Annotated in this window: 19 protein-coding genes, 2 tRNA genes and 1 pseudogene; 5 read left to right on the top strand and 17 right to left on the bottom strand. The window is 73.4% G+C overall.

All coding sequences use genetic code 11. The annotated features are described in order from the left end of the window. Positions 1 to 226 precede the first annotated feature (226 nt). Positions 227 to 2,167: a S53 family peptidase gene (locus tag BMW99_RS03695; RefSeq protein WP_075016210.1), complete on the bottom strand. Its 1,941-nt coding sequence runs from the start codon at positions 2,165 to 2,167 to the stop codon at positions 227 to 229. A 397-nt stretch (positions 2,168 to 2,564) separates the two neighbouring features. Next, a tRNA-Ala gene (locus tag BMW99_RS03690) sits at positions 2,565 to 2,637 on the bottom strand. A gap of 130 nt (positions 2,638 to 2,767) precedes the next feature. Between BMW99_RS03690 and BMW99_RS03685 the strand changes: the two genes are divergently transcribed. Together BMW99_RS03685 and BMW99_RS03680 are read left to right on the top strand one after the other, a co-directional pair. Further along, a complete protein-coding gene (locus BMW99_RS03685) occupies positions 2,768 to 4,027 on the top strand; it encodes a glycosyltransferase 87 family protein (RefSeq protein ID WP_069465986.1) in 1,260 nt (419 codons plus the stop codon). Positions 4,028 to 4,074: 47 nt separating this feature from the next. After that, positions 4,075 to 5,214, top strand: a complete 1,140-nt coding sequence (locus BMW99_RS03680) for an alkene reductase (RefSeq protein ID WP_075016209.1) — start codon at positions 4,075 to 4,077, stop codon at positions 5,212 to 5,214. Positions 5,215 to 5,320: 106 nt separating this feature from the next. On the opposite strand, the gene BMW99_RS03675 is transcribed toward BMW99_RS03680, so the two are convergent. Continuing rightward, on the bottom strand, positions 5,321 to 6,802 hold the full coding sequence (locus BMW99_RS03675; protein WP_079138822.1) for an MFS transporter: 1,482 nt from the start codon (positions 6,800 to 6,802) through the stop codon (positions 5,321 to 5,323). A gap of 101 nt (positions 6,803 to 6,903) precedes the next feature. Between BMW99_RS03675 and BMW99_RS03670 the strand changes: the two genes are divergently transcribed. Further along, the gene (locus BMW99_RS03670) at positions 6,904 to 7,851 is read left to right on the top strand and encodes a helix-turn-helix transcriptional regulator (protein WP_075016208.1); all 948 of its coding nucleotides are present in this window, start codon (positions 6,904 to 6,906) and stop codon (positions 7,849 to 7,851) included. A gap of 155 nt (positions 7,852 to 8,006) precedes the next feature. Here the strand turns inward: BMW99_RS03670 and BMW99_RS03665 are convergent, their stop codons facing one another. From BMW99_RS03665 to BMW99_RS41160, 8 genes are all read right to left on the bottom strand, one after another. Continuing rightward, positions 8,007 to 9,575: an MFS transporter gene (locus BMW99_RS03665; protein ID WP_079175911.1), complete on the bottom strand. Its 1,569-nt coding sequence runs from the start codon at positions 9,573 to 9,575 to the stop codon at positions 8,007 to 8,009. An 89-nt stretch (positions 9,576 to 9,664) separates the two neighbouring features. Continuing rightward, positions 9,665 to 10,330 carry a TetR/AcrR family transcriptional regulator gene (locus tag BMW99_RS03660; protein WP_069464005.1) on the bottom strand — a complete coding sequence of 222 codons (666 nt, stop codon included), beginning with the start codon at positions 10,328 to 10,330 and terminating at the stop codon, positions 9,665 to 9,667. Positions 10,331 to 10,571: 241 nt separating this feature from the next. Further along, positions 10,572 to 10,644: transfer RNA gene (locus BMW99_RS03655), tRNA-Ala, on the bottom strand. A 122-nt stretch (positions 10,645 to 10,766) separates the two neighbouring features. Beyond that, complete coding sequence (locus tag BMW99_RS03650) at positions 10,767 to 11,420, bottom strand: histidine phosphatase family protein (protein WP_069464007.1); 654 nt, start codon at positions 11,418 to 11,420, stop codon at positions 10,767 to 10,769. After that, positions 11,417 to 11,851, bottom strand: a complete 435-nt coding sequence (gene rsfS, locus BMW99_RS03645; protein WP_069464004.1) for a ribosome silencing factor — start codon at positions 11,849 to 11,851, stop codon at positions 11,417 to 11,419. The genes BMW99_RS03650 and rsfS overlap by 4 nt, the downstream gene beginning before the upstream one ends. A gap of 157 nt (positions 11,852 to 12,008) precedes the next feature. Continuing rightward, positions 12,009 to 13,856 carry an LCP family protein gene (locus BMW99_RS03640; protein ID WP_069464003.1) on the bottom strand — a complete coding sequence of 616 codons (1,848 nt, stop codon included), beginning with the start codon at positions 13,854 to 13,856 and terminating at the stop codon, positions 12,009 to 12,011. Positions 13,857 to 13,886: 30 nt separating this feature from the next. After that, on the bottom strand, positions 13,887 to 14,489 hold the full coding sequence (gene nadD, locus BMW99_RS03635; RefSeq protein WP_107451584.1) for a nicotinate-nucleotide adenylyltransferase: 603 nt from the start codon (positions 14,487 to 14,489) through the stop codon (positions 13,887 to 13,889). Positions 14,490 to 14,491: 2 nt separating this feature from the next. Beyond that, positions 14,492 to 14,644, bottom strand: coding sequence for a hypothetical protein (locus BMW99_RS41160; RefSeq protein WP_176735508.1), 153 nt, complete (start codon positions 14,642 to 14,644; stop codon positions 14,492 to 14,494). Between the two features lie 138 nt (positions 14,645 to 14,782). On the opposite strand from BMW99_RS41160, the gene BMW99_RS03630 reads away from it, so the two are divergent. Then, positions 14,783 to 15,892: a M48 family metallopeptidase gene (locus BMW99_RS03630; protein WP_069464001.1), complete on the top strand. Its 1,110-nt coding sequence runs from the start codon at positions 14,783 to 14,785 to the stop codon at positions 15,890 to 15,892. Here BMW99_RS03630 and BMW99_RS03625 read toward each other — a convergent pair. The 6 genes and pseudogenes from BMW99_RS03625 to galE all read right to left on the bottom strand — a co-directional run bounded on the left by BMW99_RS03625 (position 15,816) and on the right by galE (position 21,925). Next, positions 15,816 to 17,117: an SCO2583 family membrane protein gene (locus BMW99_RS03625; protein ID WP_141726172.1), complete on the bottom strand. Its 1,302-nt coding sequence runs from the start codon at positions 17,115 to 17,117 to the stop codon at positions 15,816 to 15,818. The genes BMW99_RS03630 and BMW99_RS03625 overlap by 77 nt on opposite strands. Positions 17,118 to 17,181: 64 nt before the next feature. Then, positions 17,182 to 17,634 (bottom strand): annotated as a pseudogene (locus BMW99_RS03620) (SCO2583/SCO2584 N-terminal domain-containing protein); the annotation flags it as partial. A gap of 43 nt (positions 17,635 to 17,677) precedes the next feature. After that, positions 17,678 to 18,964 carry a glutamate-5-semialdehyde dehydrogenase gene (locus BMW99_RS03615; protein WP_075016207.1) on the bottom strand — a complete coding sequence of 429 codons (1,287 nt, stop codon included), beginning with the start codon at positions 18,962 to 18,964 and terminating at the stop codon, positions 17,678 to 17,680. A gap of 174 nt (positions 18,965 to 19,138) precedes the next feature. Beyond that, a complete protein-coding gene (locus tag BMW99_RS03610) occupies positions 19,139 to 19,609 on the bottom strand; it encodes a hypothetical protein (protein WP_069462632.1) in 471 nt (156 codons plus the stop codon). Between the two features lie 155 nt (positions 19,610 to 19,764). Next, positions 19,765 to 20,874: a glutamate 5-kinase gene (gene proB / locus BMW99_RS03605; RefSeq protein WP_069462635.1), complete on the bottom strand. Its 1,110-nt coding sequence runs from the start codon at positions 20,872 to 20,874 to the stop codon at positions 19,765 to 19,767. Between the two features lie 79 nt (positions 20,875 to 20,953). After that, positions 20,954 to 21,925 carry a UDP-glucose 4-epimerase GalE gene (galE, locus tag BMW99_RS03600; protein ID WP_069462633.1) on the bottom strand — a complete coding sequence of 324 codons (972 nt, stop codon included), beginning with the start codon at positions 21,923 to 21,925 and terminating at the stop codon, positions 20,954 to 20,956. Between the two features lie 316 nt (positions 21,926 to 22,241). On the opposite strand from galE, the gene BMW99_RS03595 reads away from it, so the two are divergent. Continuing rightward, entirely contained in the window at positions 22,242 to 24,428 is a 2,187-nt protein-coding gene (locus tag BMW99_RS03595; RefSeq protein ID WP_075016206.1) for a PIG-L family deacetylase, read from the top strand.

Genomic DNA, 24,428 nt, shown 5'->3' with positions numbered 1-24,428 from the left:
CGACGTCGTGACGGCTGCGGCCGGGGAGCCTGCTGCCCGTCTGTGCCTGCTGCGGAAACAAAAAAGCCCCTCGCGCAGGAGGGGTGCCGCACTGACGTGGTTCGTGGTCAGCGCGGCTCGCTAAGCAGGAGGCTCACAGCTCGCATGGGCTCAGGTTACCGCAGCGGGCGCAGGGCCCGCACCGAGGTCACCCCCGGCACGGGCCCCGCTGTCGCCCGCCGTCGCCTCAGTGGCGGCGGAACCCGTCGACGTAGTTGCGCGTCGGCGTGCCCACGCCGGTGACGTCGTCGTAGCCGCGGGTCGCGGACAGCGACGCGTCACGGCCGAGCACGCGCAGCGACGTGATCGTGCCGTCGGACGCGTTCTCGCCGTTGGCGAAGTCCACCCGGACCTCGGACACCGTCTGCGGGCCGAAGGGGTAGTCGGTCACGTCGTGGTAGGCGGACGTGCCGTACTGCGAGTAGATCAGCGGGTTCGCGAAGCCGATCGGGATCCCGAACCGGGCCTGCTGGGTCAGCGCCTGGACGCCCGCGATGACCGGCGCGGCCAGCGAGGTGCCGCCGATGCGGTACTCGCCGTACTTCACCGAGCCGTCGAGGAACGTCTGGGTCTGACCGACCAGGAAGCCGGTGTTGGGGTCGGCGACCGCCGCGATGTCGGGCTCGACCCGCATCTTGTCCTTGCCGCCGTTGGCCTTCGACAGCGCGTTGGGAACGACGCCGCGCTGGTAGAACGGCTGCGCGTACAGGCTGCTGGTGCCGCCGCCCGCGCCCGAGGTGTAGGCCGGGGTGGCCCAGCTCTTGCCGTCCGCGGACAGCAGGCCCTTCTCGGTGCCCCAGCCGGTCTCGAACGCGTACGTGTCGTTCTTGCCCACCGCCAGCGAGGTGCCGCCGACGGAGGTCGCCCACGGCGAGTTCCCGGGGGTGTCGACCTGCTTCGTCCCGGACGAGGCGACGTTGTCGCCGGCGTCGCCGGAGGAGAAGTAGAAGCCGATGCCCTGCACGGCGCCGTTCAGGAAGACCTGGTCGTAGGCGGCCGCGACGTCGGGGGTCTCGTGCTCCTCGATGTCGCCCCAGGAGTTGGAGACGATCGAGGCGAGGTGGTGGTCGACGATCTTGGTCAGCGCGTCGAGCAGGTCGTTGTCGTTGCAGGACGCACCCGCGACGTAGACGATGTTCGCGTCCGGCGCGACCGCGTGCACGGCCTCGACGTCCAGCGTCTCCTCGCCGTACCAGCCCGAGGCGTCGCAGTCCTCGGTCGAGTTGTAGTCGCCCGGCAGCACCTGGCTGAGCTGGCCGTTCTTGTACGCCTTGCCGCCGTTGCGGGACGCGTAGGTGGCCGCGTCACCGGCGATGGTCGGCGAGGCGTAGGCGTCGGTGATGGCCACCGTCACGCCCTTGCCGGTGTACGAGCCCGCGCCGTAGGCCGCGCGCAGCTGCTCGCCGGTGTAGCCCTTGATCGCGTACGGCGCCTGGACGCCGAACGCCGACGGCAGGCTCTTGTTGGTGTTCGAGCCGTAGTACGACGAGAACGGGCCCGCGTTGACGAACGCCGCGCCGGGAGGCGGCAGCGTGTCGTCGTGCCGGGACTTCTTCGGCGCGTTGTCCAGGCCGCTGACGGTGAGCACCGCGCCGTTCAGCGACGCCGGGGCGGACGCCGTGGCCGCCGGGGCGTGGTACGTGCGGCCGCCGTTGGTGAAGTTGTGCAGCTGGGTGCTGAACGCCTTCTCGGCCGCGGCCACGTCACCGGTGACGGTGAGGTAGTGCTGGTTGGCGCCGGTGACCGTCAGCCCGGAGGACTTCAGCCAGGCCGTGACGGCCTTCACCTGCGCCGTGGTCGCGCCGAAGCGGGCCTGGGCCTGAGCGGCCGTCAGGTAGTGCCCGTACAGCGCCGACTTGGGGTCGGACACGGCCTGGGCGTACGCGGCCAGGCCCTTGGAGTCGCGGCCGGCCAGGTAGACCCGCAGCGTCAGCTTGCTGGCGTCGGCCGTGGCGCCCTTGTCGGCGCTGGCGGTGGCCCACGCCGGCTTGGTACCACTCAGCAGCTGCCGTCCGCCGGGCTGGTCGGCCGTCGCGGACTGGGCGCCGAGCGCGAGCGCTCCGGCGACCAGGGGCAGCGCCGCCGCAGCCGCCAGGCCGGCCCGCGTTCTTCTGCGCTCAAATCTCATGGAACCCCCATTGCTAAGCGAGTTGTCGCTTCGTGCGGTAGGTCGCTCATGTGTCGCAGCGATGGCCGCTATGCGTACGGCCGGTACCGCAGAGCGATACTCTTTCGCTGATCGGTTCATGCCAGGGACATGGTTGTACCAAGAGCAGGTCAAGGAACCGTCAGATCCCTCTGCACGGCGGGCCGCAGGCTAGCAGCGCGCCCGGAGCCGGAACAGAGGGCCGCGCCGGGGCGTGATCGGCTTCGCGCGGACGGCCCATGACGGGCCGTCGGCATACGGCGAACTGGGGGAACGCCGGGACGACGCGGCGGGAACAACGTGAGAACGCCGCGCATCGGGGATGCGCGGCGCCGGGGTGCGACCGGGAGTCCGGTCGGCGGGGGTGGGGTCTGCGGGGTGGAGCTACGGGGATTCGAACCCCGGACCTCTTGCATGCCATGCAAGCGCTCTACCAACTGAGCTATAGCCCCGCGTGTACCGGGCGGGAGGCCCGGCGACTCGGGATACATTACACGGCCCCGGGCCTGGTTCGCCAAATCGATTTCCCCGGGCGCCAGGGGCTCCCACCTCGGGGTTCCGTTGTTGTGAGGAGTCGCACGCGTGGGCGATCGGCGGCTGGCCGCGTGGGCGGTGCTGGGGTGCGCGGTGTCCTTCGCCGCCGTCTGGATCGCCCAGCGGGCCGCCGACGTCTCGATGGTCGACGTGATGGTGTACCGGGCCGCCGGGTGGACCGTGCGCTCGGGCGGCGACCTGTACGCGATGCGCTACGGGACCGCCCAGCTGCCGATGACCTATCCGCCGTTCGCCGGACTCCTGTTCGTCCCGTTGACGTGGGTGACCATCGGCACGATGCGTACCGTGGTCACGGCGGCGAACCTGGCGCTGGCCGTGGCCCTGGCCGCCCTGTCGCTGCGCCTGGTGGCCCGGCCGGTACGGACGGCGGCGGTGATACTGATCGCCGGCCTGTCGGTGTGGACCGAACCGGTGTGGGCGACCCTCCGCTACGGCCAGGTGAACCTGCTGGCGACGGTGCTGGTGCTGTGGGACCTCACCCGGCGCCCCGGCAACCGCTGGGCGGGCGTCGGCATCGGGATCGCCGCCGGCATCAAGATCACCCCCGCGCTGTTCGCGGTCTACCTCGCGCTGGCCGCGCTGCTGGTGCCCGGCGCCCGCGGGGTCAACCTGCGGCGCGCGGCGGTGGCGACCGGCACGTTCGCCGGGACCGCGCTGGTCGGGGCGCTCGCGCTGCCGCACGACTCGCGGACCTACTGGACCGGCGTGCTGTTCTCACCCGACCGGCCGGGCGTCCCGGAGAACACCGCGAACCAGTCCGTGCGCGGGATCGTCGCGCGGCTGCAGCACACCGACACCCCCGGAGCGGCGTGGGTGTGCGCGGCGCTGGCGGTGGCCGCGCTGGGACTGGCCGTGGCGGTGGCCGCGGCACGGGCCGGGAACCGGCTGCCGTCGGCGGCGGCCTGGGCGGCGGTGGCCTGCGGGGTGACCGGGCTGATGATCAGCCCCGTGTCCTGGACGCACCACTGGGTGTGGGCGGTGCCGATGGTGGTGCTGCTGTTCTCGGAGGCGCTGCGCCGCCGCGACCCGCGCTGGTGGGCCGCGGCGCTGGCGGCGCTGGCGGTGTTCGGCAGCTACCTGGTCTGGTACGTGCCGCACGACCCCTCGCACCGGCCCGAGCTGCACCAGAACGCCGGGGAGATGCTGCTGTCCGCGGCGTACCCGCTGGTCGGGGCCGCCTATCTGGCGCTGGCCGGGGTGCTGGCCGCGCAGGCCCTGCGGCTCCCGCCGGACGGGCTCCCGGACGACGCCCGCGGCCGGTCGGCGCGGGCCCTGCGGAGTTCATGAACTCTCAACAATCCAGGCGGGGTTGCCGGGTTACGGTGGCCGGGCCCATGGCCGCGGGACGGGTTCCGGACCCGCGGGCCGGCCGCCGGACGAGCCTGGAGACCGCCGTGACCACCGCCTTCGACCCGCTCGACCTGGCGGGACTCCACCTGCCCAACCGGATCGCCATGGCCCCCATGACCCGCAGCCGCGCGTACGGGCCGGGGCTGAGCCCGACCGCCGCGACCGCCGCGTACTACGCGCAGCGCGCCTCGGCGGGGCTGATCGTCACCGAGGGCGTCCAGCCCTCACCGGTCGGCCAGGGCTATCCCGACACCCCGGGGCTGCACAGCGCGGGGCAGGTCGACGCCTGGCGGGCGGTGACGGACGCGGTGCACGCCGGGGGCGGCCGGATCTTCGCGCAGCTGATGCACACCGGCCGGATCGGCCACCCCTCGCTGCTGCCCGGCGGCCTGCACCCGGTCGGGCCGTCGGCCGTGGCGGCCCGTGGCCGCATCCACACCGCCGACGGGCCGCGGGACCTGGTGGTGCCCGAGCCCCTGGACGAGGACGGCATCCGGCGGACCGTCGGCGACCACGCCCGCGCGGCCCGCAACGCGATCGACGCCGGTTTCGACGGGGTGGAGGTGCACGGGGCCAACGGCTACCTGCTGCACCAGTTCCTCGCCCCGAACTCCAACACGCGCACCGACGCCTGGGGCGGCACGCCGCAGGCCCGCGCCCGCTTCGCCGCCGAGGTGGTCGCCGCGGTCGCCGACGCGATCGGCGCGCACCGCACGGGACTGCGGGTCTCCCCCGGCAACCCCCTGGGCGACATCGACGAACCGGAGCCCGAGGAGGGCTATCTGGCGCTGCTGCGCGCGCTGGAGCCCGTGGGCCCCGCGTACCTGCACGTGGTGGAGACCGGCGGACGGGCCCTGACCCTGGAGCTGCGCAAGCGGTTCCCCGGGGTGCTGATCCTCAACGCCCGTGCGGCGGACCGCCCTTCGGGCCCGCAGGAACTGGCGCTGGTGGCGGACGGCACCGCGGACATGGTGGCGTACGGGGCGCTGTTCCTGGCCAACCCGGACCTGCCGCGGCGGCTGCGGACCGGCGGCCCCTTCAACACGCCCGACCGGGCCACCTACTACGGCGGCGGCGAGCGCGGGTACACCGACTACCCCGCGCTCGCCGCCGAGCCGCGCTGAGCGCTGGCGCTGGCGCTGGCGCTGGCACTGGCAGTGCGCCCTGAGCACCGCCGCCAGCGTCACGCCGCCCGCGGGCCCGCGCCACCCGCCGCCCGCGCCGAACGCGTCATGCCGCCCGCCGCCGTACCGCGGCGACCACTGCGCCGGCCGCGCAGACCGCGACCAGGGCGACGGAGGTGACGGCGAAGGCGTGCGCGGACGCGTGCGCTCCCGGTCCGTCGAGGCGGTTCAGGAACAGCGTGCCGAGGGTGGCGACGCCGACGAGCTGGCCGAGCTGCGTCACGGTGGCCAGCAGCCCGCTGGCGTCCGCCGCGTCCTGCGGGGCGACCGTGCCCAGCGCCAGGGTGAAGCTCGGGCTGAACGCCAGGCCGAGGCCGAGGCCCAGGGCGAGCAGCGTGACGTACAGCCAGGGGCCGCCGTCGCCGCCCCCGCGCAGGGCCAGGCCCAGGCCCGCCAGCGAGGCGCCGGCCACCGCCAGCCCGGCCACGCCCAGCCACGGCCGCCACGACGCGGGCAGGCGGCGCCAGGTGAGGCCGATCCCGCCGAAGGTGACGGCGCAGACGGCGAACGTGAGGCCGGTGCGCAGGGCACTGAAGCCGATGCCGGACTGCAGGTGCAGGGCGACCGCGAACAGGAAGCCCGCGTTGACCGCCATGGCCAGCACGATCACGGTGATGAACCGGCCCATGCCGGGGGCCCGCAGCACCCGGGTGGACACCAGCGGCGCGCCGCCGCGCCGGGCCAGCCGGGTCTCCAGCACCGTGAAGAGCGCGAAGAGCAGGGCGCTCAGGCCCAGGCTCACCCAGCCCCACACCGGCCAGCCCTCCTGCTGGCCGAGCACGAGCGGCACCGTGAACAGCGTGACCGCGGCCGCGAGCACCACCAGGCCCGGCAGGTCGAGGCCGCGGCGGCGCTCCGGTGCGCTGCGGGTGTCGGCGGGCAGTACGCGCGGCGCCACCACCAGCATCGCCAGGCCGATCGGCACGTTGACCAGGAAGACCGGGCGCCAGCCGGTGCCGAACAGGTCGGCGCTGACCAGGACTCCGCCCACCGACTGGCCGAGCGCGGCCCCGGAGGCCAGCACCGCCGAGTACACGCTCATCGCGCGGGTCCTGGCCTCGCCGACGAAGGTGAGCTGCAGCAGGCTCAGCACCTGCGGGATCATCAGGGCGGAGCCGGTGCCCTGGGCGAAGCGGAAGGCGACCAGCTCCCCGGTGTTCTGGGCCAGCCCGCAGGCCAGCGAGGACACGGTGAACAGGGCGAGCCCGGCGAGGAACAGGCGGCGGTGGCCGAGCAGGTCACCGAGCCGCGCACCGGTGATCAGCAGTACGGCGTAGGCGATGGTGTAGCCGGCGATGACCAGTTGCAGCCCGGCTCCGGACGCGTGCAGGTCGGTGCGGACGGTCGGGGCGGCGACGTTGACGATGAAGACGTCCAGCAGGGCCATGAACTGGCCCGCGAGGATGATGCCCAGGAGCAGGCCCGGCCGGGCCGCGGGCCGGCGGGTGGTGCCGGGGCCCGCGCCGGGGCCCGCGGGGGCGGTCGCGCCGCGGGCGGGTGCTGCTCCGGTCAGTGCGGTGTCGGTCATGCCGCCAGCGTGCGCGCGGGCGAGTACCGGTAACGAGAGCCCACCGATCCTGGTACTGACAGCACCTGGCAGCGGGTCCGCCGCCCGGCGACGATGGGGTCATGCCAGCCACACCGACCCAGCGAAGGACCGAGCTCGCCGGATACCTGCGCAGCCGCCGGGCACGCATCACCCCGGAGGCCGTCGGCATGCCGCCGGGCCTGCGGCGCCGCACGCCCGGCCTGCGCCGCGAGGAGGTGGCGCAGCTCGCGGGGGTGGGCGTGACCTGGTACACGTGGCTGGAGCAGGGCCGCCCGATCAACGCCAGCGTGCAGGTGCTGGACGCGGTGGCGCGGGTGCTCCAACTCGACGCCATCGAGCGCGACCACCTGTACCGGCTGGCCGGCGTGCCCTTCGTGCCGGAGCCGGTGTCCGACGAGGAGGCCGTCGGCCGGGACGTGCAGGCGATCCTGGACGCCCTGGACCCACTGCCGGCCGCCGTCTACAACGCGCGCTACGACGTGCAGGCGACCAACCCGACGTACCGGCTGCTGTGGCCGCTGACCAGCCGGGTGCCGCGGCGCGAACGCAACCTGCTGTACAAGCTGTTCACCGTCCCCGAGTGCTGCTCGACCTTCGTCAACAGCCGGGACGAGCTGCCCTGGATGGTGGCGCAGCTCCGGCGTTCCTACGGCCGCCACGTCGGCGAGCCGGACTGGGAGCGGTTCGTGCGGTCCCTGATCGACGTGAGCCCGCAGTTCGCCCAGCTGTGGGCGAGCGGTGACGTGGCGGCGCCGGGCAGCCGGGTGAAGGTGTACCGGCACCTCGCGGTGGGCCTGGTCAACATGGCGTCGAACTCGCTGGCCATCGACGGCATGGCAGAGCACCGGATCGTGGTCTACACGCCGGTCGCCGAGGAGGACCGGCAGCAGATCGAGCGGCTGCGCGGCATCGACGACCCGGTCGTCGGCTGCGCCGTGCACGGCCGGCCGGTGTCGGTGGCCCTCGCGGAGAAGGACGGCCCGGCCGGCGGGGCCGGGACGGTCCGGGCGGCGGCCGAGCCGCGCTGAGCCCGGCGGACCGTCGCCCGCCCGCCCGCCCGTCCGGCCGTCAGAGGCAGGGGCGCCCTCCGCGGACATGAGGACGCGGGTGGGGCGGGAGCCGTACGGCTCCCGCCCCACCCGCGTCGTTGCTCCGGCCGTCCGCACCGGGACGGCCCGGCGGCTCAGTGCATCGCCGCCGGAAGCTGCACCGCGTCGTCCGTGTCCTGACCGTCCTGGCCGTCCTTCGCGTCCTTGCCCGTCCCGGCGCTGGACGCCACCAGCGTGGAGCCCGGACGGGGGGCGTTGACGAAGGTCAGCGCGATGAGCGCGGCCACGGCCTCGATGGCGACCGCCCACCAGATCGCGTGGGTGTAGCCGTGCACCAGCGACTGCGACTGCAGCAGCCGCTGGGCGCTCGCCGAACCCGCGGCACCGGCCGCGTGGGCGGCCAGGTAGGTGGTCGTCGCCGAGGCGGCGATCGTGTTGAGCAGCGCCGTGCCGATGGCCCCGCCCACCTGCTGGGAGGTGTTCACCATCGCGGAGGCGACACCCGCGTCACGCGGCTGGACGCCCTGCGTGGCCAGCGACATGGCCGGCATGAAGGCCGTGCCCATGCCCAGGCCCAGCAGCACCAGGCCCGGCAGGATCACGCCCGGGTAGGACGAGCCGACCTGGAGGCGGGTCAGCAGCAGCATGCCCACCGCGGCGACCGCGAAGCCGGGCGCCATCAGGACGCGCGCCGGGAGGCGGGTGACCAGCCGGGCGCCGATCTGGGTGGAGCCGACCACGAAGGCGGTGACCATCGGCAGGAAGGCCAGGCCGGTCTTGATCGCCGAGTACCCCTGGACGACCTGCAGGTAGTAGGTCAGGAAGAGGAACACGCCGAACAGGCCGATGATGGCCAGGCCCAGGGAGAGGTACGTGCCGCCGCGGTTGCGGTCGCCGACCACACGGAGCGGCAGCAGCGGCGCCTTGACCTTGGACTCGACCAGGCCGAAGGACAGCAGCAGCACGGCGGCCGCGACGAACAGCCCGATGGTCGAGGTCGCGGACCAGCCGGCCGTCTCGGCGCGGGTGAAGCCGTAGACCAGCGAGACCAGGCCCAGGGTGGCCAGCACGACACCGGGGACGTCGAGCGAGGACCGGTTGCGGCTGCCCTCGGGCTCACGGATCACGAAGTACGCGCCCAGGGCGGCGATCACCGCGAAGGGGATGTTGACGAAGAAGGTCCAGCGCCAGTTCAGGTACTCGGTGAGCACGCCGCCGAGCAGCAGGCCGACGGCGCCGCCGCCGCCCGCGATCGCGCCGAAGATGCCGAACGCCTTGGCGCGTTCCTTGGCGTCGGTGAAGGTCACCGCGAGCAGCGAGAGCGCGGACGGCGCGAGCAGCGCGCCGAACAGGCCCTGCGCGGCCCGGGAGCTGAGCAGCATGGCCTCGTTGGCGGCGGCGCCGCCGATCGCGGACGCGAGGGCGAAGCCGGTCAGCCCGACCACGAAGGTGCGCTTGCGGCCCCACAGGTCGGCGATCCGGCCGCCGAAGAGGAGCAGTCCGCCGAAGGCCAGCGCGTAGGCGGTGATGACCCACTGCTTGTTGGCGTCGGAGATGCCGAGGGCGTGCTGGGCGCTCGGCAGCGCGATGTTCACGATCGTCGAGTCGAGGACGACCATCAACTGGGCGAGAGAGATGAAGACCAGGGCTTTCCAGCGGTTGGCGCCGGCGTCCTGGAGCCGGGATGCGACGGTCTGAGACATGGAGGTATCCACCTAGGTGTGCCCGCGGGCACGGGTGAGGTTCGATCGGTGAGGGTGGCGCCGCACGACAGGGGCGGCCGCGGGGTGAACTACGAGGTCGTCATCGACTCGGAGCGGGGTTGCTCGGGGTGGTGCGTGGTGGGGGTCCCGGCGGAGGAGCGTGGGTGCAGTCCGTCCAGGAACAGGCCCACACGCCGGTGGCCACCGGCGCCGTCGCAGTCCAGGCCCGGCAGCGGGCGGCTGAGCTGGGACACCGCGATCATGAAGTCGATCGGGGTGATGTCCTCGCGCAGTTGCCCCGCCTCGCGGGCCCGTTCCATCAGCCCGTCCAGGGCGGTCTGGAACCGTGCGTACGCGGCGTACATCTCGGGGGTGGCCTCCGGCCGCTCCTTGTCGGGGAACAGCGCGCAGATCGCGGCGGCGCGCTCGTCGAGCGCCGCGTGGGCGAAGCCGCACAGCGCGGTGAAGGGGTCGGGCTCCTCGGCGGCGACCGTCTCGGCGAAGTCCGCCGTGCGGGTCATGACGAAGAGCAGCACGGCACGCAGCAGCGCGTGCCGGTCGGGGAAGTGCCGGTAGAGCGTCGCGTTGCCGACGCCGGCCCGCCGCGCGATGTCGTCGAACGGGACGTCGAGTCCCTGCTCCACGAGCATCTCGCGGGCCGCGGCCAGGATCCGCTCACGGTTGCGCGCCGCGTCCGTGCGCATACGAGGGGCCCGGCGCGGTGTCGCCTCCGTCGTGTCGGCGGTGATGGTCATCGCGGGCCCTCCTCTCGTCGAGTGCTAACCGGGGACCGAGCCCCCGGATTTTCATTCACGTGCATGTAACGGGGAGGGAGTCCCCGGATATTTCAGGCGTGCGATGTGACCCGCACCACAGGACACGGGGAGGTCGTGGGAGGTCGCGGGGCACCCTGCCGCAGGGTCTGCCCGACAACGACGACGGCGCCACCCTGTCCGGGTGACGCCGTGAGGTGTGCGGTTCGGAGAACCGCGACTGTGGAGCTACGGGGAATTGAACCCCGGACCTCTTGCATGCCATGCAAGCGCTCTACCAACTGAGCTACAGCCCCGCGTCGGTCCCGTTGCCGGGCGACGGGAAGAAGCATAGCCGGTGGACTGACCGGAAACGAAATCGGCTGCTTCCGGCCGGTCCCCCGGGGGCCGGCGCCCGGCCCGTGGGGGCCGCCGCCGGTCAGGTGTCGTCGCCGAGCACCGGCTCGGGGAGCGTGCCGGCGTTGTGCTCGGTCAGCCGCCAGCCGCGGACGCCCTCGCCGAGCACCGACCAGCAGCAGTTGGACAGCCCGCCGAGGGACTCCCAGCTGACCGGGTCCAGACCGATGAGCCGGCCGATGGTCGTGCGGAGGGTGCCGCCGTGGCTGACGACGACGAGCACGCCGTCGTCGCCGAGTTTGTCGGCGGCGGCCAGCACCACCGGGGCCGCCCGGTCGGCGACCTCGGTCTCCAGCTCCCCGCCGCCGCGGCGGACCGGCTCGCCGCGCTTCCACGCCGCGTACTGGTCGCCGTACCGCTCGTTGATCTCGGTGTGCGTCAGGCCCTGCCACACGCCCGCGTAGGTCTCCCGCAGGCCCTCGTAGTGGGTGACATCCAGCCCGGTGAGCACGGACAGCTCGGCCGCCGTGTGCGCGGCCCGGCTCAGGTCGGAGGAGATGATCGCGTCGGGGTGGAGGGCGGCCAGCAGCCTGGCCGCACGCTGCGCCTGCGCGACACCGGTCTCGGTCAGGCCGATGTCGGTGGTGCCCTGGAAGCGCTGCTCCAGGTTCCACCGGGTCTGGCCGTGGCGCCACAGGACGATCCTGCGGCCCCTGCCGGGCTTGCCCGCGCTCAGCGCAGGTCTCCCTCGGCTTCGGCCGCCATCGCCTGAGCGTGTTCCGCGGCCTTGCCCCGGGTGGCCACCGCGTCGGCGGGCAGCTCGATCTCGGGGCAGTCCTTCCACAGGCGCTCCAGGGCGTAGAACACCCGCTCCTCGGAGTGCTGCACGTGCACCACGATGTCGATGTAGTCCAGCAGCACCCAGCGGCCGTCCCGCTCGCCCTCACGCCGTACCGGCTTGACCCCCAGCTCTGCGAGCAGGGTCTCCTCGATGGCGTCGACGATGGCCTTGACCTGCCGGTCGTTGGGTGCGGAGGCGACCAGGAAGGTGTCCGTGATGGACAGCACGTCGCTGACGTCGTAGGCGATGATGTCGTGCGCCAGCTTGTCTGCGGCCGCCTGGGCGGCGGCGCGGGTCAGCTCGATGGCACGGTCGGTTGCGGTCACAGGTGAGGCTTTCCGGTCGGGGACTCGTCAACTCAAGGGTCTCACGACCCTCGGACAGTCCCCGACCGGTTTCCCGGCGGATCATGGCCGCGGCGGGCGGGGATCGGCCCGCGAGCGGCCTGCCGCCCGGTCCGTCACGCGCCGGGCGGCCGGCCGGTCAGTTGGTGGTCGGCTTGTAGTCCTTGCCGAGCACCACCAGCAGGTCCGCGTTCGACGGCACCGTGCCCTTCTTCACTGCGGTCGCCGGGAGCCCCAGCGTGGAGGCCACGTCCTTGGCCGCGGCCAGCCTGGCCGGGTCGGAGTAGAGGATCTGCGAGGCCGCCTGGGTGCCGCTCGCCTTGCCGCCGGGCACGTAGGCGTACGTGCCGCCGTTGACGATCGCGGCCTGGGCCATCGACGCGCTCTTGGAGCTGCCGGTGGCGTCCTTGATCAGGACCCGCGTCTGCGCCGAGGCGCCCGTGGACTGCTTGACGGTGCCGCCGAGGACGTCCTTGACGACGCTGTCGGTGGCCTGCGTGCTGAGCATGCCGTCCTTCTGCACGGGCAGCACCGCGGTGTCGTAGGCGCCGGTCTTGGCCAGCTCCGCCAGCCCGGCCATCGAGGCGCCGAGCGCCTTGTCGTTCAGCGAAGGGTCGAGGATCTGGGCCAGGCCCTGGATGGTCTTGGTGGCGTCCGCGGCGTCGCTGGGCATCTTCTTCAGCACCGCCTGCATGACCTGGCCGAAGCGGCTGAGCTGGTCGGTCTGCGACTCGCCGGGGCCCTTGTACGTGGCGTAGGCGACCGCGGCCTGCCCGGTCAGCTCGGTCTGCTTGCCCTGGCGCACCAGCGTCCGGCCGCTGTCCTTGCCGGTGCCCTTCACGGTGGCGTTGGTGTCGACGTAGACGTCGCCGAGGGAGTCGACCAGCAGCTCCAGGTAGGGCGAGTCCAGCCGCCAGCTGCCCTTGATGTCGGTGCCGAGGAGCGAGTTGAGCGCGTCCCGGGTCGGGCCGACGCCGTCGGCCACGGACTTGTCCAGCGTCGTGGCGGAGCCGTCGTCCCCGGTCAGCTGCAGCGCGTTGGGGATCAGCACCGTGGTGCCGCGCCCCTTGGTGCTGTTGTCGACCAGCAGGGCCGTGTCGCTGGGGCCGCCGTTCACCGGCATCAGGTGGACGACGATGACGTCACGTTTCTGCCCGCCGCCGGTGGCCGCGACGGCCGCCTTGTCGTGCTTCAGGCCCGGGATCTTCCCGGCCTTCCAGAGGTACCCGGCCCCGCCGACCAGGGCGACCACCAGCACGAGCACCAGGGCCACCTTGCGGTTGCGGCCGCGCCGGCGGGCCTCCTCGCGGCGCTCGGTCCGCGACTCGGAGAACTTCAGCCAGTCGATGACCTCCTCGGAGTCGTCCTCCTCCTCGTCGACGAAGGCGAACTGGCCGGTGTGGAAGTCGTCGGGGCCGCGCTGCTGCGGCGGTGCGGCGGCCTCGCGGGAGAGGACCTCGTGCTGCCCGGTCTCGTACACGGGCTGCTGCCCGGTCTCGTACACGGCGTGCTGCCCGGTGTCGTACACGGGCAGCTGCCCGGTCTCGTAGACCGCGTGCTGCCCGGTGTCGTACACGGGGTGCTGGCCGGTCTCGTAGACGGCGTGCTGGCCGGTGTCGTACACGGGCTGCTGCCCGGTCTCGTACACGGCGTGCTGCCCGGTGTCGTACACGGGCTGCTGCCCGGTGTCGTAGCCCTGCGGCTGAGGGTTCTGCTCGTAGTACGGCTGCTGCGGCTGCTGCGGGATCCAGCCCTGCCGGCCGCCGTACGCGGCCTGCGACGGGTCGTTCGGGTACGGGTCCGCGTACGTCTGCTGCTGGGTGGGGGCCGCCTGGCGCGGCTGCTGCTCGGGCGGGCCCTGGAGCGGCCTGCCGTACGCGTCGTAACCGTAGTGCTGCTGCTGGTAGTACCGATCTCGCGCGTAAGGGTCTCTCTCGTCGTCTGGACCACCCTGGCCGTGCTGCCAGTGGGGGTTTGCGTCGTTCACGAGGAACCCCTTCGTGTGTTTCGTTCGCCGCTACCCGGACGTGTCCCGGTAGAGCGCGCGTTTGTCGATGTAACGCACCACACCGTCCGGAACCAAGTACCAGACCGGATCCCCCTTGGCCACCCGCTGGCGGCAGTCCGTCGAGGAGATCGCCAGCGCCGGGACCTCCACGAGGGACACGCCGCCTTCGGGGAAGCCCGGGTCCGACAGCGTATGCCCTGGACGTGTCACGCCGATGAAGTGTGCGAGGGAGAACAGTTCCCCGGCGTTCCGCCACGAGAAGATCTGGGCCAGCGCGTCGGCGCCGGTGATGAAGAAGAGATCCGCCTTCGGGTGCTCCGCGCGCAGGTCCCGGAGGGTGTCGATGGTGTAGGTCCTGCCGCCGCGGTCGATGTCGCTGCGGCTGACCGAGAACTGCGGGTTCGACGCGGTGGCGATCACCGTCATCAGATAGCGGTCCTCGGCCGCGGACACCGTGCGGTCTTCCTTCTGCCAGGGCTGCCCGGTGGGCACGAAGACCACCTCGTCGAGGTGGAAGAGGCTCGCCACCTCGCTCGCGGCCACCAGGTGCCCGTGGTGGATGGGGTCGAACGTGCCACCCATCACACCGATGCGCTGCTTTGCCTGGTGCATGGTTAGTCGCGGTTGAAGCGCGTGGTGATCCACAGCAGGAGCAGCAGGGCACCCAGCGCGCCGAAACCGGTCAGGTAGGGGCTCAGGCTGTTGTGGTTGCCACCCTCCGCGAGCGTGGTCAGGGGGGTCAGGGCGGTGGCTGCGACGTTCGACATGATCGGCGGACCTTTGCGGGCTCGGAGACGGACGGGAGACACTCTCCGGCACATCGTACGGGCGGTGCCGGGGGAACTTCGCGCTGGCTCCGCGCGTCCTGACTATGTACCGGTTGGCTATCAGGGGGTTGGGCCAGTATGTCCGAGCCGAACGATCCGAACGAGCAGCGCGTCAGCACGGAGAAGCTGCCCGGCCGCACCCGCAGGCGGTTCCCCGACATCTCGTCACGGGCGTACGAGCACCCGGCGGACCGGTCCGCCCTGGTGGCGCTGCGCAAACTGACCGGATTCGACACGGTCTTCAAGGCGTTGAGCGCGCTGCTGCCCGAGCGCAGCCTGCGGCTGCTGTTCCTGTCGGACTCCGTGCGGGTCGGCGACGAGCAGTTCGCCCATCTCAACGCGATGCTGCGGGACGCCTGTTACATCCTGGACCTGGAGAAGGTCCCGCTGATGTACGTGACGCAGGACCCGAAGCCGAACGCGATGTGCATCGGCATGGACGAACCGATCATCGTGGTGACCACCGGCCTCGTCGAGCTGCTCGACGAGGAGGAGATGCGGGCGGTCGTCGGCCACGAGGTGGGGCACGCCCTGTCGGGCCACGCCGTCTACCGCACCATCCTGCTGTTCCTGACGAACCTGGCGCTGCGCGTGGCCTGGATCCCGCTGGGCAACCTGGCGGTGCTGGCCCTGGTGACATCGCTGCGCGAGTGGTTCCGCAAGTCCGAGCTGTCCGCGGACCGGGCCGGCCTGCTGGTCGGCCAGGACCTCCAGGCGTCCATGCGCGGCCTGATGAAGATCGCCGGCGGCAACCACCTGCACGAGATGAACGTGGACGCGTTCCTGAAGCAGGCCGACGAGTACGAGTCGGCGGGCGACCTGCGCGACTCCGTACTGAAGATCCTCAACGTGCTGCCGCGCAGCCACCCGTTCACCACGGTGCGCGCCGCCGAGCTGCGGAAGTGGGCGTCCTCGCGGGACCACCAGCGACTGATGGACGGCCACTACCCGCGGCGCACCGAGGACAAGGACACCCGGGTGTCGGACGCCTTCAAGGAGTCCGCAGCGCACTACGCCGACACGGTGAAGCAGAGCAAGGACCCGCTGATGGGCCTGATCCGGGACCTGTCGAACGGCGCGGGCGACTTCGGCGGCAAGCTGCGCGACAAGTTCACAGGGCCGGGTGGGAAGCCGGGGCCCGCTGCTGGGGAGGGGTCAGGCCCGTCGCCTGAGCCCGACCCGGCGTAGGGGTCGCGGTCGCACCGGTGCCCGCGGGGGCTCCGGTGCCGGGCGCGGTGCTCGTGCCGGCGGACGGCCGGCCGGTGCCGGCCGTACCGGGCGCGGTGCTCGTCCCCGCCGTGCCGGGCGCGGTGCTCGCCCCGGCCGACGGTCCGGCGGCCACGCTGGGCCACGGGGCCGGGCCGTCCTTGCTGCCGAGCGGCGCGCAGTCGGGGCCGACCGGCCCGTCCTGCTCGTAGGGGTTCACCCCGGTGACGGTGCCCGTCGCCCGCCCGCCGGCCAGTATCGGCCGGAAGTAGCCCGCGGCGCTCCCGCACGACAGCGGCCCCGCGGCCACCTCGGCGTCCACCACCTGGATGTGCCGCTGCTCCAGGTCCAGGTGGCTGAACCGGAACTGCAGGTGCCGCCGGACGGTGAACAGGGAGATCGGCGTGTCGGTCGTGCCCGGGCCGCGCAGGGCGTAGACGAAGGTGTGGTCGGCGGTGATCACCAGGGCGCTGCCGCTGGTCCCGATGGACTTCAGGCCGCCGTCCACCCGGACCCCGTTGCCGCCGCCGACCAGCCGCAGGTGCTCGGCCGGGTCGAAGCGGACCAGCCAGCCGGTGGCCTCATGGCTGCCGTCACTGGTCGGCCGGGTGACGCTGGCCTCGAACTGGTCGAGCTGCCCGGGGTCGAGCAGGTTGCGCACCGCGCCCACGTCGCCGCCGGTGACCGCCTTGGGGTCGAGCGCCGACTCGCTGATGTAGTCCTTGATGGTCGCGTAGGCCTGCATGACCTCGCTCTCGGCGAAGTCGCCGACCCGCTCCGCGGCGTCGAAGTTGATGCCGGCCTCGCCGACCCGGTAGCGGTCGGCCGGGCTCCCCGCGAACGGGTCGGCGGCCGCCACCGCGGGCACCGTGCCGGACGGCACCAGGGGGATCACCGACACCTGGAGCGTGGGCGTCGGCCCCGCCGTGTCGGCGTGGTACGGGTGCCGCACCCCCATGTAGATGGCGAAGCCGAAGGCCAGCACGAGGAGCAGTGCCAGCGCGACGGCCTGCCGGGCCAGGATCCGCGGGAGCCCGTGCCGCACGCGCACGGCCCGCGCCGCACCGTCCAGCCGCTCGCGCGCGGAGTACTCCTGGATCCGGGCAGCCCGCACGAACGACTCGTCGAACACGACGGATCGGTACTCGTCGTCGCCTCCCGGAGCACCCTCGGGGGCGCCCTCGGGAGGGTCTCCAGGCCCGCTCATATCACCAGGTTAAGTCCGTGAGCACGGGATCAACCGCCCTGGTACCGGTCAACTTGACGCCAGATCAGGGCAGAGGGCTGGTCGCGACCGGCTCCATGCGCTGGGTGCCGACCGGGTTGGTGGTGGCAGGTGCGACGGGCCCGGCGGGCTGGCGCCCGCCGCCCGCGCCGCGGTAGACCGCGGCGAAGGTCAGCGCGACCACGCCGATGCCCATCACGACGGCCATGGCCCACGCGACCGGCCGGTGCCAGCGGGTGGATCCGGCGCGGTAGGGATGGCCGGCGGCGTACAGCTCGTCGGACTCCGACAGGGGGTCGCCGTCCGGTTCGGGGACGACGCGGGACTCGCTTCTGCTCCGACCGGTGCGTGCGGGCGGCAGCGCGGGACCTTCGGCGACGGCGAGCATCCGTTCCCCGGCCGTGGGCTCGTGGAACAGGGCAGACCGTACGAATTCTTCGTCGAGGACTAGGGAGGCGAACTCGTCATCGTCCGGCATCTGTCCAGAGTAATGCGGAAGTTGGCCTTTTGGGCAGGGTTAGTCGGAGGGTGGCGGAACCCGGTCAGCGGGTGTGGCCGTCGCCCGTGACCACGTACTTGGTCGAGGTCAGCTCCGGCAGGCCCATCGGGCCGCGCGCGTGCAGCTTCTGGGTGGAGATCCCGATCTCGGCCCCGAAGCCGAACTGGCCGCCGTCGGTGAACCGGGTGGAGGCGTTGACCATCACCGCGGCCGCGTCGACGAGCTGGGTGAAGCGGCGGGCCGCGGGCTGCGAGCCGGTGACGATGGCCTCGGTGTGGCCGGAGGACCACAGCCGGATGTGGGCCACCGCCGCGTCCAGGGAGTCGACCACGCCGGCCGCGATGTCGTACGACAGGTACTCGGTCTCCCAGTCCTCGGCGGTCACCGGCACGACGGTGGCCTTGGTGCCGCAGGCCTCGGCGATCGCCCCGACCCGGGCGTCGCCGTGCACGGTCACCCCGGCCTCGGCCAGCGCGTCCAGGGCCCGCGGCAGGAAGCGCTCGGCGATGTCCCGGTGCACCAGCACCGTCTCGGCCGCGTTGCACACGCTGGGCCGCTGCGCCTTGGAGTTGACCAGGACCTCCACGGCCATGTCGATGTCGGCCGCGGCGTCCACGTACACGTGGCAGTTGCCGGTGCCCGTCTCGATGACCGGCACGGTGGAGCCCTCGACGACCGTGCGGATCAGGGAGGCGCCGCCGCGCGGGATCAGCACGTCGACCATGCCGCGGGCCCGCATCAGCTCGGTGACCGACTCGCGGCCCTCGCCCGGGACCAGCTGCACGGAGTCGCCCGGCAGGCCCGCGCCGCCGACGGCGTCGCGCAGCACCCCCACCAGCGCGGTGTTGGAGGCGTACGCGGAGGACGAGCCGCGCAGCAGCACCGCGTTGCCCGACTTCAGGCACAACGCGGCGGCGTCCACGGTCACGTTGGGCCGCGCCTCGTAGATGATGCCGACGACGCCGAGCGGGACCCGTACCTGCCGCAGGTCCAGGCCGTTGGGCAGGGTCGAGCCGCGCAGCACCTCGCCGACCGGGTCGGGCAGGCCGGCCACGTGCCGCACGTCGGCGGCGATGGCGGCGATCCGCTCGCGGGTCAGGGTCAGCCGGTCGACGATCGCCGGGCTGGTGCCGGCCTCCTCGGCGCGGGCGACGTCCTCGGCGTTGGCCGCGACGATCTCCTGGGTGCGGACGATCAGCGCGTCCGCGATGGCCTGGAGCGCGTCGTCCTTGGCCGACCGCGGCAGCGGCGCGAGCTCGGCCGCGGCGGCGCGGGCCCGGTAGGCGGCGAGCATCACGGGCGACTTCGGCAGCGGCGAGGGCAGGTCCATGCCTGCAGGGTAGTGCGTGGCCGGGTCGCCGTGCGGCCGGTGACCGGGCAGCGGACACCCCGGGCCGCGGCGGGCGCGCCGCGTCCCGGCGTGCTCGCCGCGGGCCCGGGGCGGGCGCCGAACGGTCCCGGCGGGAGCCCTGCCCGGGCCCCCGGCACCGACCCCGGTCCGGGGTCAGAACGGGTGGACGCCGACCGGGACGGCGGGCGCCGGACCGTACCCCTCGGCCAGCCGCTGGTGGTAGGTCTCGCGGTCGATGACCTCCAGGCCCACCGTCTCCCACGGCGGCAGGCCCGCCGTCGCGCGGTGCTCGCCCCACAGCCGCAGGGCTATGGCGGCGGCGTCGTGCAGGTCACGGGCCTCTTCCCAGTAGCGGATCTCGGCGTGGTCGCCGGCGTAGCGGCTGGTGAGCAGGAACGGGTGGTCGTGGGCGAGCTGTTCGAGGCCGCGCCGGAGCTCCGGCAGCGGGGTGTGCGGTCCGGAGACGCTGAGGGTGACATGCCACAACCGGGTGGCCGGCGGCTCGTCCCGCTGCGCGGCTCCCTGCTCCCCTGCCGTCCGTGCGCCGCTGTCGCCACTGTCGACGCTGACCAGCGCGCGCTCCGCGACCCCCCTGGAGATCGGCCCTGGACGCCCTCGTTTCACCGGCGGCCTCCTTGCGGGTGACGTTTCCGGGTCCGTCCGCCTGGCGGTGCGGGCGGCCCCTTGCGCATCGAATCCACCCTCAAGTTGACCAGGCTCACGCGCGCGGCGGGGCGGTTTTCTCCAAGAAGCCCCCGCCGGGGAGCCGGCCGCCCGGGTCAGCGCCCCGCTGGTCGCAGCAGCACCAGGTCGTCGCGGTGGACGACCTCCCGCTCGTAGGCGGGACCGAGGTCCCTGGCCAGGTCCCGGGTGGAGCGCCCGAGCAGCCGCGGCAGTTCCCGCGCATCGAAGTTGACCAGGCCGCGGGCGACGGCACGACCGGCCTCGTCGAGCAGGTCAACGGGGTCGCCGGCGGTGAACTCGCCCTCCACGGCGGTCAGTCCGGCCGGCAGCAGCGAGCTGCCGCGCTCGGTGACCGCGCGGACCGCGCCCTCGTCCAGCCGCAGGGCGCCCCGCGGCGCGGACGCGTGCGCGAGCCACAGCAGGCGTCCCGCGGACCGCTTGCCGGTGCGGTGGAAGTACGTTCCGGTGGGCCGGCCGGCCAGGGCGTCGGCGGCGTGCACCGTGGAGGTGAGGACGACGGGCACCCCGGCGCCGGTGGCGATGCCGGCGGCGTCGACCTTGGTGACCATGCCGCCGGTGCCGACGCCGGCCCGCCCGGCGCTGCCGATCGAGACGCCCTCCAGGTCCTTGGGCCCGGTGACCTCTTCGATCCGGCTCGTGCCCGGGGTGCGGGGGTCGCCGTCGTAGAGGCCGTCGACGTCGGAGAGGAGCACCAGCAGGTCGGCGCGCACCAGGTGGGCGACGAGCGCGGCGAGCCGGTCGTTGTCGCCGAAGCGGATCTCGTCGGTGGCGACCGTGTCGTTCTCGTTGACCACGGGCACGGCGCCCATGGTCAGCAACTGCTCCAGGGTGCGGAACGCGTTGCGGTAGTGGGTGCGGCGGCTGACGTCGTCGGAGGTGAGCAGCACCTGCCCGACGCGCAGGCCGTAGCGGGCGAAGGAGGCGGTGTAGCGCGCGACCAGCAGGCCCTGGCCGACGCTTGCGGCGGCCTGCTGCCGGGCCAGGTCGCGCGGTCTGCGCTCCAGGCCCAGCGGTGCGAGGCCGGCCGCGATCGCGCCGGAGGACACCAGCACGATCTCGCGGCCCTCGCGCGCCTTGGCCAGCACGTCGACCAGGGCGTCCACCCGGTCCGCGTCGAGCCCGCCGGCCGCCGTCGTCAGCGACGACGAGCCGACCTTCACCACGATCCTGCGGGCCTCCGCCACGTCCTGCCGTGCCGCCCGTGTCACCTGCGCCGTCCTCGTGTCGCCGTCCACCGCCCCGGCGGACGCCGGGGCCGGCCCGCTACTCCGGGTGCCGCAGCTGCCAGCCTGCCCAGGCCGAGGTCACCATGGACCGCACGTCGTGCTGCGCGGTCCAGTCCAGTTCCTTGGTGATCGCCTCGGCCGAGGCGACGACCCGGGCCGGGTCGCCGGGGCGGCGCGGCGCCACCTCGGGTTCGAGATCAGTGTGGCCGGAAACCTCGGCGATCAGCGCCACCATCTCGGCCACCGAGACGCCCTCGCCGCTGCCGATGTTGAGCACCAGACCGGCCGCCGGGTCGTCGGTGAGGCGGCGCGCGGCCGCGACGTGGGCGGCGGCGACGTCCTCGACGTGGATGTAGTCGCGGATGCAGGTGCCGTCGGGCGTGGCGTAGTCGGTGCCGAAGACGAGCGGCGCCTTCCCCTGGGTGATGCGGTCGAAGACCATCGGGATGAGGTTGAACACACCCGGGTCGCCCAGTTCCGGGCTCGCCGCGCCCGCCACGTTGAAGTAGCGCAGGCACGCGGTGGCCATGCCGTGGGCCCGGCCGGTGGCGCCGACCAGCCACTCGCCGGCGAGCTTGGTCTCGCCGTACGGGCTCATCGGCTCGCACGGAGTCTGCTCGGTGACCAGGTCCACGTCCGGCATGCCGTACACGGCGGCCGAGGACGAGAACAGGAAGCGGCGCACCCCGGCGTCCGCGGCGGCCTCCAGGACCGTGCGCAGGCCCTCGACGTTCTCGCGGTAGTACCAGAGGGGACGTTCGACGGACTCGCCGACCTGCTTCTTCGCCGCGATGTGCACGACGCCCTCGACGGCGTACTCGCGCAGCACCCGGTCCAGGGCGTCGCGGTCGAGCACGGTGCCCCGCTCCAGCGGCACCCCGTCGGGCAGCCGCCCGGGGTCGCCGGTGCTCAGGTCGTCGAACACGACGACCCGGTGTCCGCCCTCGACGAGGGCCTTCACGACGTGGGAGCCGATGTAGCCGGCACCGCCGGTGATCATCCAGGTCATTCGGTCAGTCTATCCGCCGCCCGGGAGGCCCCCTCCCGGTGATGCCGTGACCCCGTCGACGGTCGTTACCGAACCATGACCCTGCGGCGGACAACGCGTCCGAGTGAATGTCCGTCAAACAGGTCGGAAGTCGTCAGTGAACGGGAGACATCCCCTAAGTCGATCAGCGGGCGCCGATGGCGGCACATGTCGTGAAGGGGATGGATGTGCCTTACCGGAGGTCGGCAGCATGGCGTCGCGGCACGGGAGGCGGTCCGCAAGGATCGCCAGGCGGGGGGTTCTCGCCGCAGGAGCCGCCGGGATATCGGGGGCCGCCATGGCGGCCCTCTACCGGTGGAGCGGGGGCGGGGGACCGCGGGACGCGGACGGGCCGACGGCGACGGCGCCCGGCCAGGGCATCCAGTTGCCGGTGGGCACCGCCCACCGCGCGCTCACCGTGGTGCAGTTCGTCGCCCACCCGGACGACGGCCTGTACTTCATGAACCCGGACGCGGAGCAGGAGATCGCCGCCGGGCACGCGGTGCTGACGGTGTGTCTGACCGGCGGCGAGGCGGACGGGCGCAACGTCCCCCCGCACGATCCGCGGGGCCGGCTGGTGCGGCCCGACCGCCCCGGCTTCGCCCGCGCCCGGATGAACGGGCTGCGGCGGGCGCACGCGGTCATGGCCACCGGCGAGGAGTCGAGCCCGTGGGACGTGACCCTCGTCACCCCGGTCGGCGGCTGGGAGGCCGAGCTGCACACGCTGCGCGCGGTGCCGCGGGTCCAACTGCTGTTCCTGGCACTGGTGGAGGCGCGCGGGGTGGCCGCGTGGCGGGCGCAGAGCCTCAAGGGCCTGTGGCAGAACGCGGTCCTGTCGCTGCCCCAACTGCCGCCCGCGCACTCGCCGATACGCAACCCGACGAACGTCACACGCGGCCGGCTGGTGGCGTGCCTGCAGGCGATACTGCACCAGTACCGTCCCGACGTGGTCCGCACCCTGGACCCCAACCCCGAGCACGACCCGGTGCACACCGGCCGCCGGGGCTACGCGCCCGGCCACGGCCTCGCCTACTACGACCACCAGGACCACACGCACGCCACGTACTTCGTCCAGCAGGCGCTGGCCGCCCACTGGGCGACGCAGCCGGTGCCGGGCACCTCGGTCGAGCACTACCTGGGGTACGTCAACGCGCGCCTGCCGTGGAACCTCGACACCCCCGCCATCCGGCACAAGGCGCGCCTGCTGGACGTCTACGGCTGGAGCGATCACCTCTCCTGCGGCGACCCGTCCGGCTGCGGGGACCTGAAGGTGGGCGGCGGGGCGTTGCACGGCGGCTGGGTGCAGAGCACCCGCTACCGCGCTCCGGGCGCCGCGTCCTGGGCGGCCCGCGCCGCCGACGGCAGGCTCGCCGGGTTCGCGCTGCTCAGCGGCCGCGCGGTGGTCTGGTACGAGACGAAGGGCGGCACCGGGCAGTGGGCCGGGCCGGTGGCGCTGCCCGGCGGCGGCCTGGAGGGCCAGGTCTCGGTGCTCTCCCGCAGGGACGGCGCGCTGCAGCTGTTCTCGGTCAGGACCCGGCTGCCCGACACCCGCGGCACCGGCGTGCACCGCCGCGAGGTGGTGACCGCCGTGCAGCGCGGCACCGCCGCGGACGGCAGGCCGCTGTTCTCGCCCTGGAGCAGCCTGGGGACCAGCGAGGCGAACCCGGTGGCGTCCATGGAGATGGGCTTCCCCGAGGCGGCCGCCGGCCCCGACGGCACGGTCTACCTGGCGGTGCGCAACCAGGGCGGCGGCGTCAGCGTGCGCGTGCAGTCGGCCCGCGGCGCGTGGTCGCCCTGGACGCGGCTGCCGAACGCCGCCGAGTCCGGCGTGCGGGTGCTCGACGGGCTGGGCGTCGCGGTGGACCGGGCCGGCCGGGTGCACGTGTTCGCCCCCGCGCAGCGCGCGGTCCTGCACTGGACGTCGCCCGGGCGCGGGCGCCCGTTCGCCCTGGCCCGGCCGACGGGCCTGCCCGGCTCCTCGGGCCCGGTCAGCGCGCTGGCGATGCCCGACGGGTCGGTGCGGCTGGCCTACCGGGAGCCGCGCACGGCACAGGTCGTGCTCGCCGAGCTGACCGCGTCCGGCAGGACCGTGGTGCCACTGGGCCGCGGCGAGCCGGGCGGCGGCTTCGGGCGGGTGGCGATGGCCCACTCCGGCCCGGTCCAGGCGGCGTTGCCCGACGTGGCCGTGGCGGTCCGCAACGCCGCCGGGTGCGTCTCGGTCGCCGCCTCCCACCCCGCGCCCGAGCAGTGGTCGCGCGGCTCAGCACTGCACGTGCACTCCCCCGCGCTCGTCCAGGACGCCCAGGGCCGGCTGGTGGCGCTGGCCGTCGGCGCGGACGGCGCGCTGTGGTCGACCCGCTACGACGGCACGGTGGACGCGGCCGAGGTCCGCTGGACGCAGGCCGTGCCCACCGCCCGTGCCGCCACCGCGATCGCCGGGGCCGCCGTCACCCCTCGCCCGACCACCACCGGAAGGACCGCCTAG

The organism is Actinacidiphila rubida, assembly GCF_900110255.1.
In the GTDB taxonomy this organism is placed as follows: domain Bacteria; phylum Actinomycetota; class Actinomycetes; order Streptomycetales; family Streptomycetaceae; genus Actinacidiphila; species Actinacidiphila rubida.
Note: the sequence above shows the minus strand (reverse complement) of the source record. Positions and strands in the feature narration are given on the sequence as shown.

Excerpts from the sequence above, each read along its gene's own strand:
- BMW99_RS03695 (WP_075016210.1), bottom strand. The coding sequence starts at position 2,167 with ATGAGATTTGAGCGCAGAAGAACGCGGGCCGGCCTGGCGGCTGCGGCG.
- BMW99_RS03680 (WP_075016209.1), top strand. The coding sequence starts at position 4,075 with ATGGCCGCGGGACGGGTTCCGGACCCGCGGGCCGGCCGCCGGACGAGC.
- BMW99_RS03675 (WP_079138822.1), bottom strand. The coding sequence starts at position 6,802 with ATGACCGACACCGCACTGACCGGAGCAGCACCCGCCCGCGGCGCGACC.
- BMW99_RS03670 (WP_075016208.1), top strand. The coding sequence starts at position 6,904 with ATGCCAGCCACACCGACCCAGCGAAGGACCGAGCTCGCCGGATACCTG.
- BMW99_RS03665 (WP_079175911.1), bottom strand. The coding sequence starts at position 9,575 with ATGTCTCAGACCGTCGCATCCCGGCTCCAGGACGCCGGCGCCAACCGC.
- BMW99_RS03660 (WP_069464005.1), bottom strand. The coding sequence starts at position 10,330 with ATGACCATCACCGCCGACACGACGGAGGCGACACCGCGCCGGGCCCCT.
- nadD (WP_107451584.1), bottom strand. The coding sequence starts at position 14,489 with ATGCACCAGGCAAAGCAGCGCATCGGTGTGATGGGTGGCACGTTCGAC.
- BMW99_RS41160 (WP_176735508.1), bottom strand. The coding sequence starts at position 14,644 with ATGTCGAACGTCGCAGCCACCGCCCTGACCCCCCTGACCACGCTCGCG.
- BMW99_RS03630 (WP_069464001.1), top strand. The coding sequence starts at position 14,783 with ATGTCCGAGCCGAACGATCCGAACGAGCAGCGCGTCAGCACGGAGAAG.
- BMW99_RS03625 (WP_141726172.1), bottom strand. The coding sequence starts at position 17,117 with ATGAGCGGGCCTGGAGACCCTCCCGAGGGCGCCCCCGAGGGTGCTCCG.
- BMW99_RS03615 (WP_075016207.1), bottom strand. The coding sequence starts at position 18,964 with ATGGACCTGCCCTCGCCGCTGCCGAAGTCGCCCGTGATGCTCGCCGCC.
- galE (WP_069462633.1), bottom strand. The coding sequence starts at position 21,925 with ATGACCTGGATGATCACCGGCGGTGCCGGCTACATCGGCTCCCACGTC.
- BMW99_RS03595 (WP_075016206.1), top strand. The coding sequence starts at position 22,242 with ATGGCGGCCCTCTACCGGTGGAGCGGGGGCGGGGGACCGCGGGACGCG.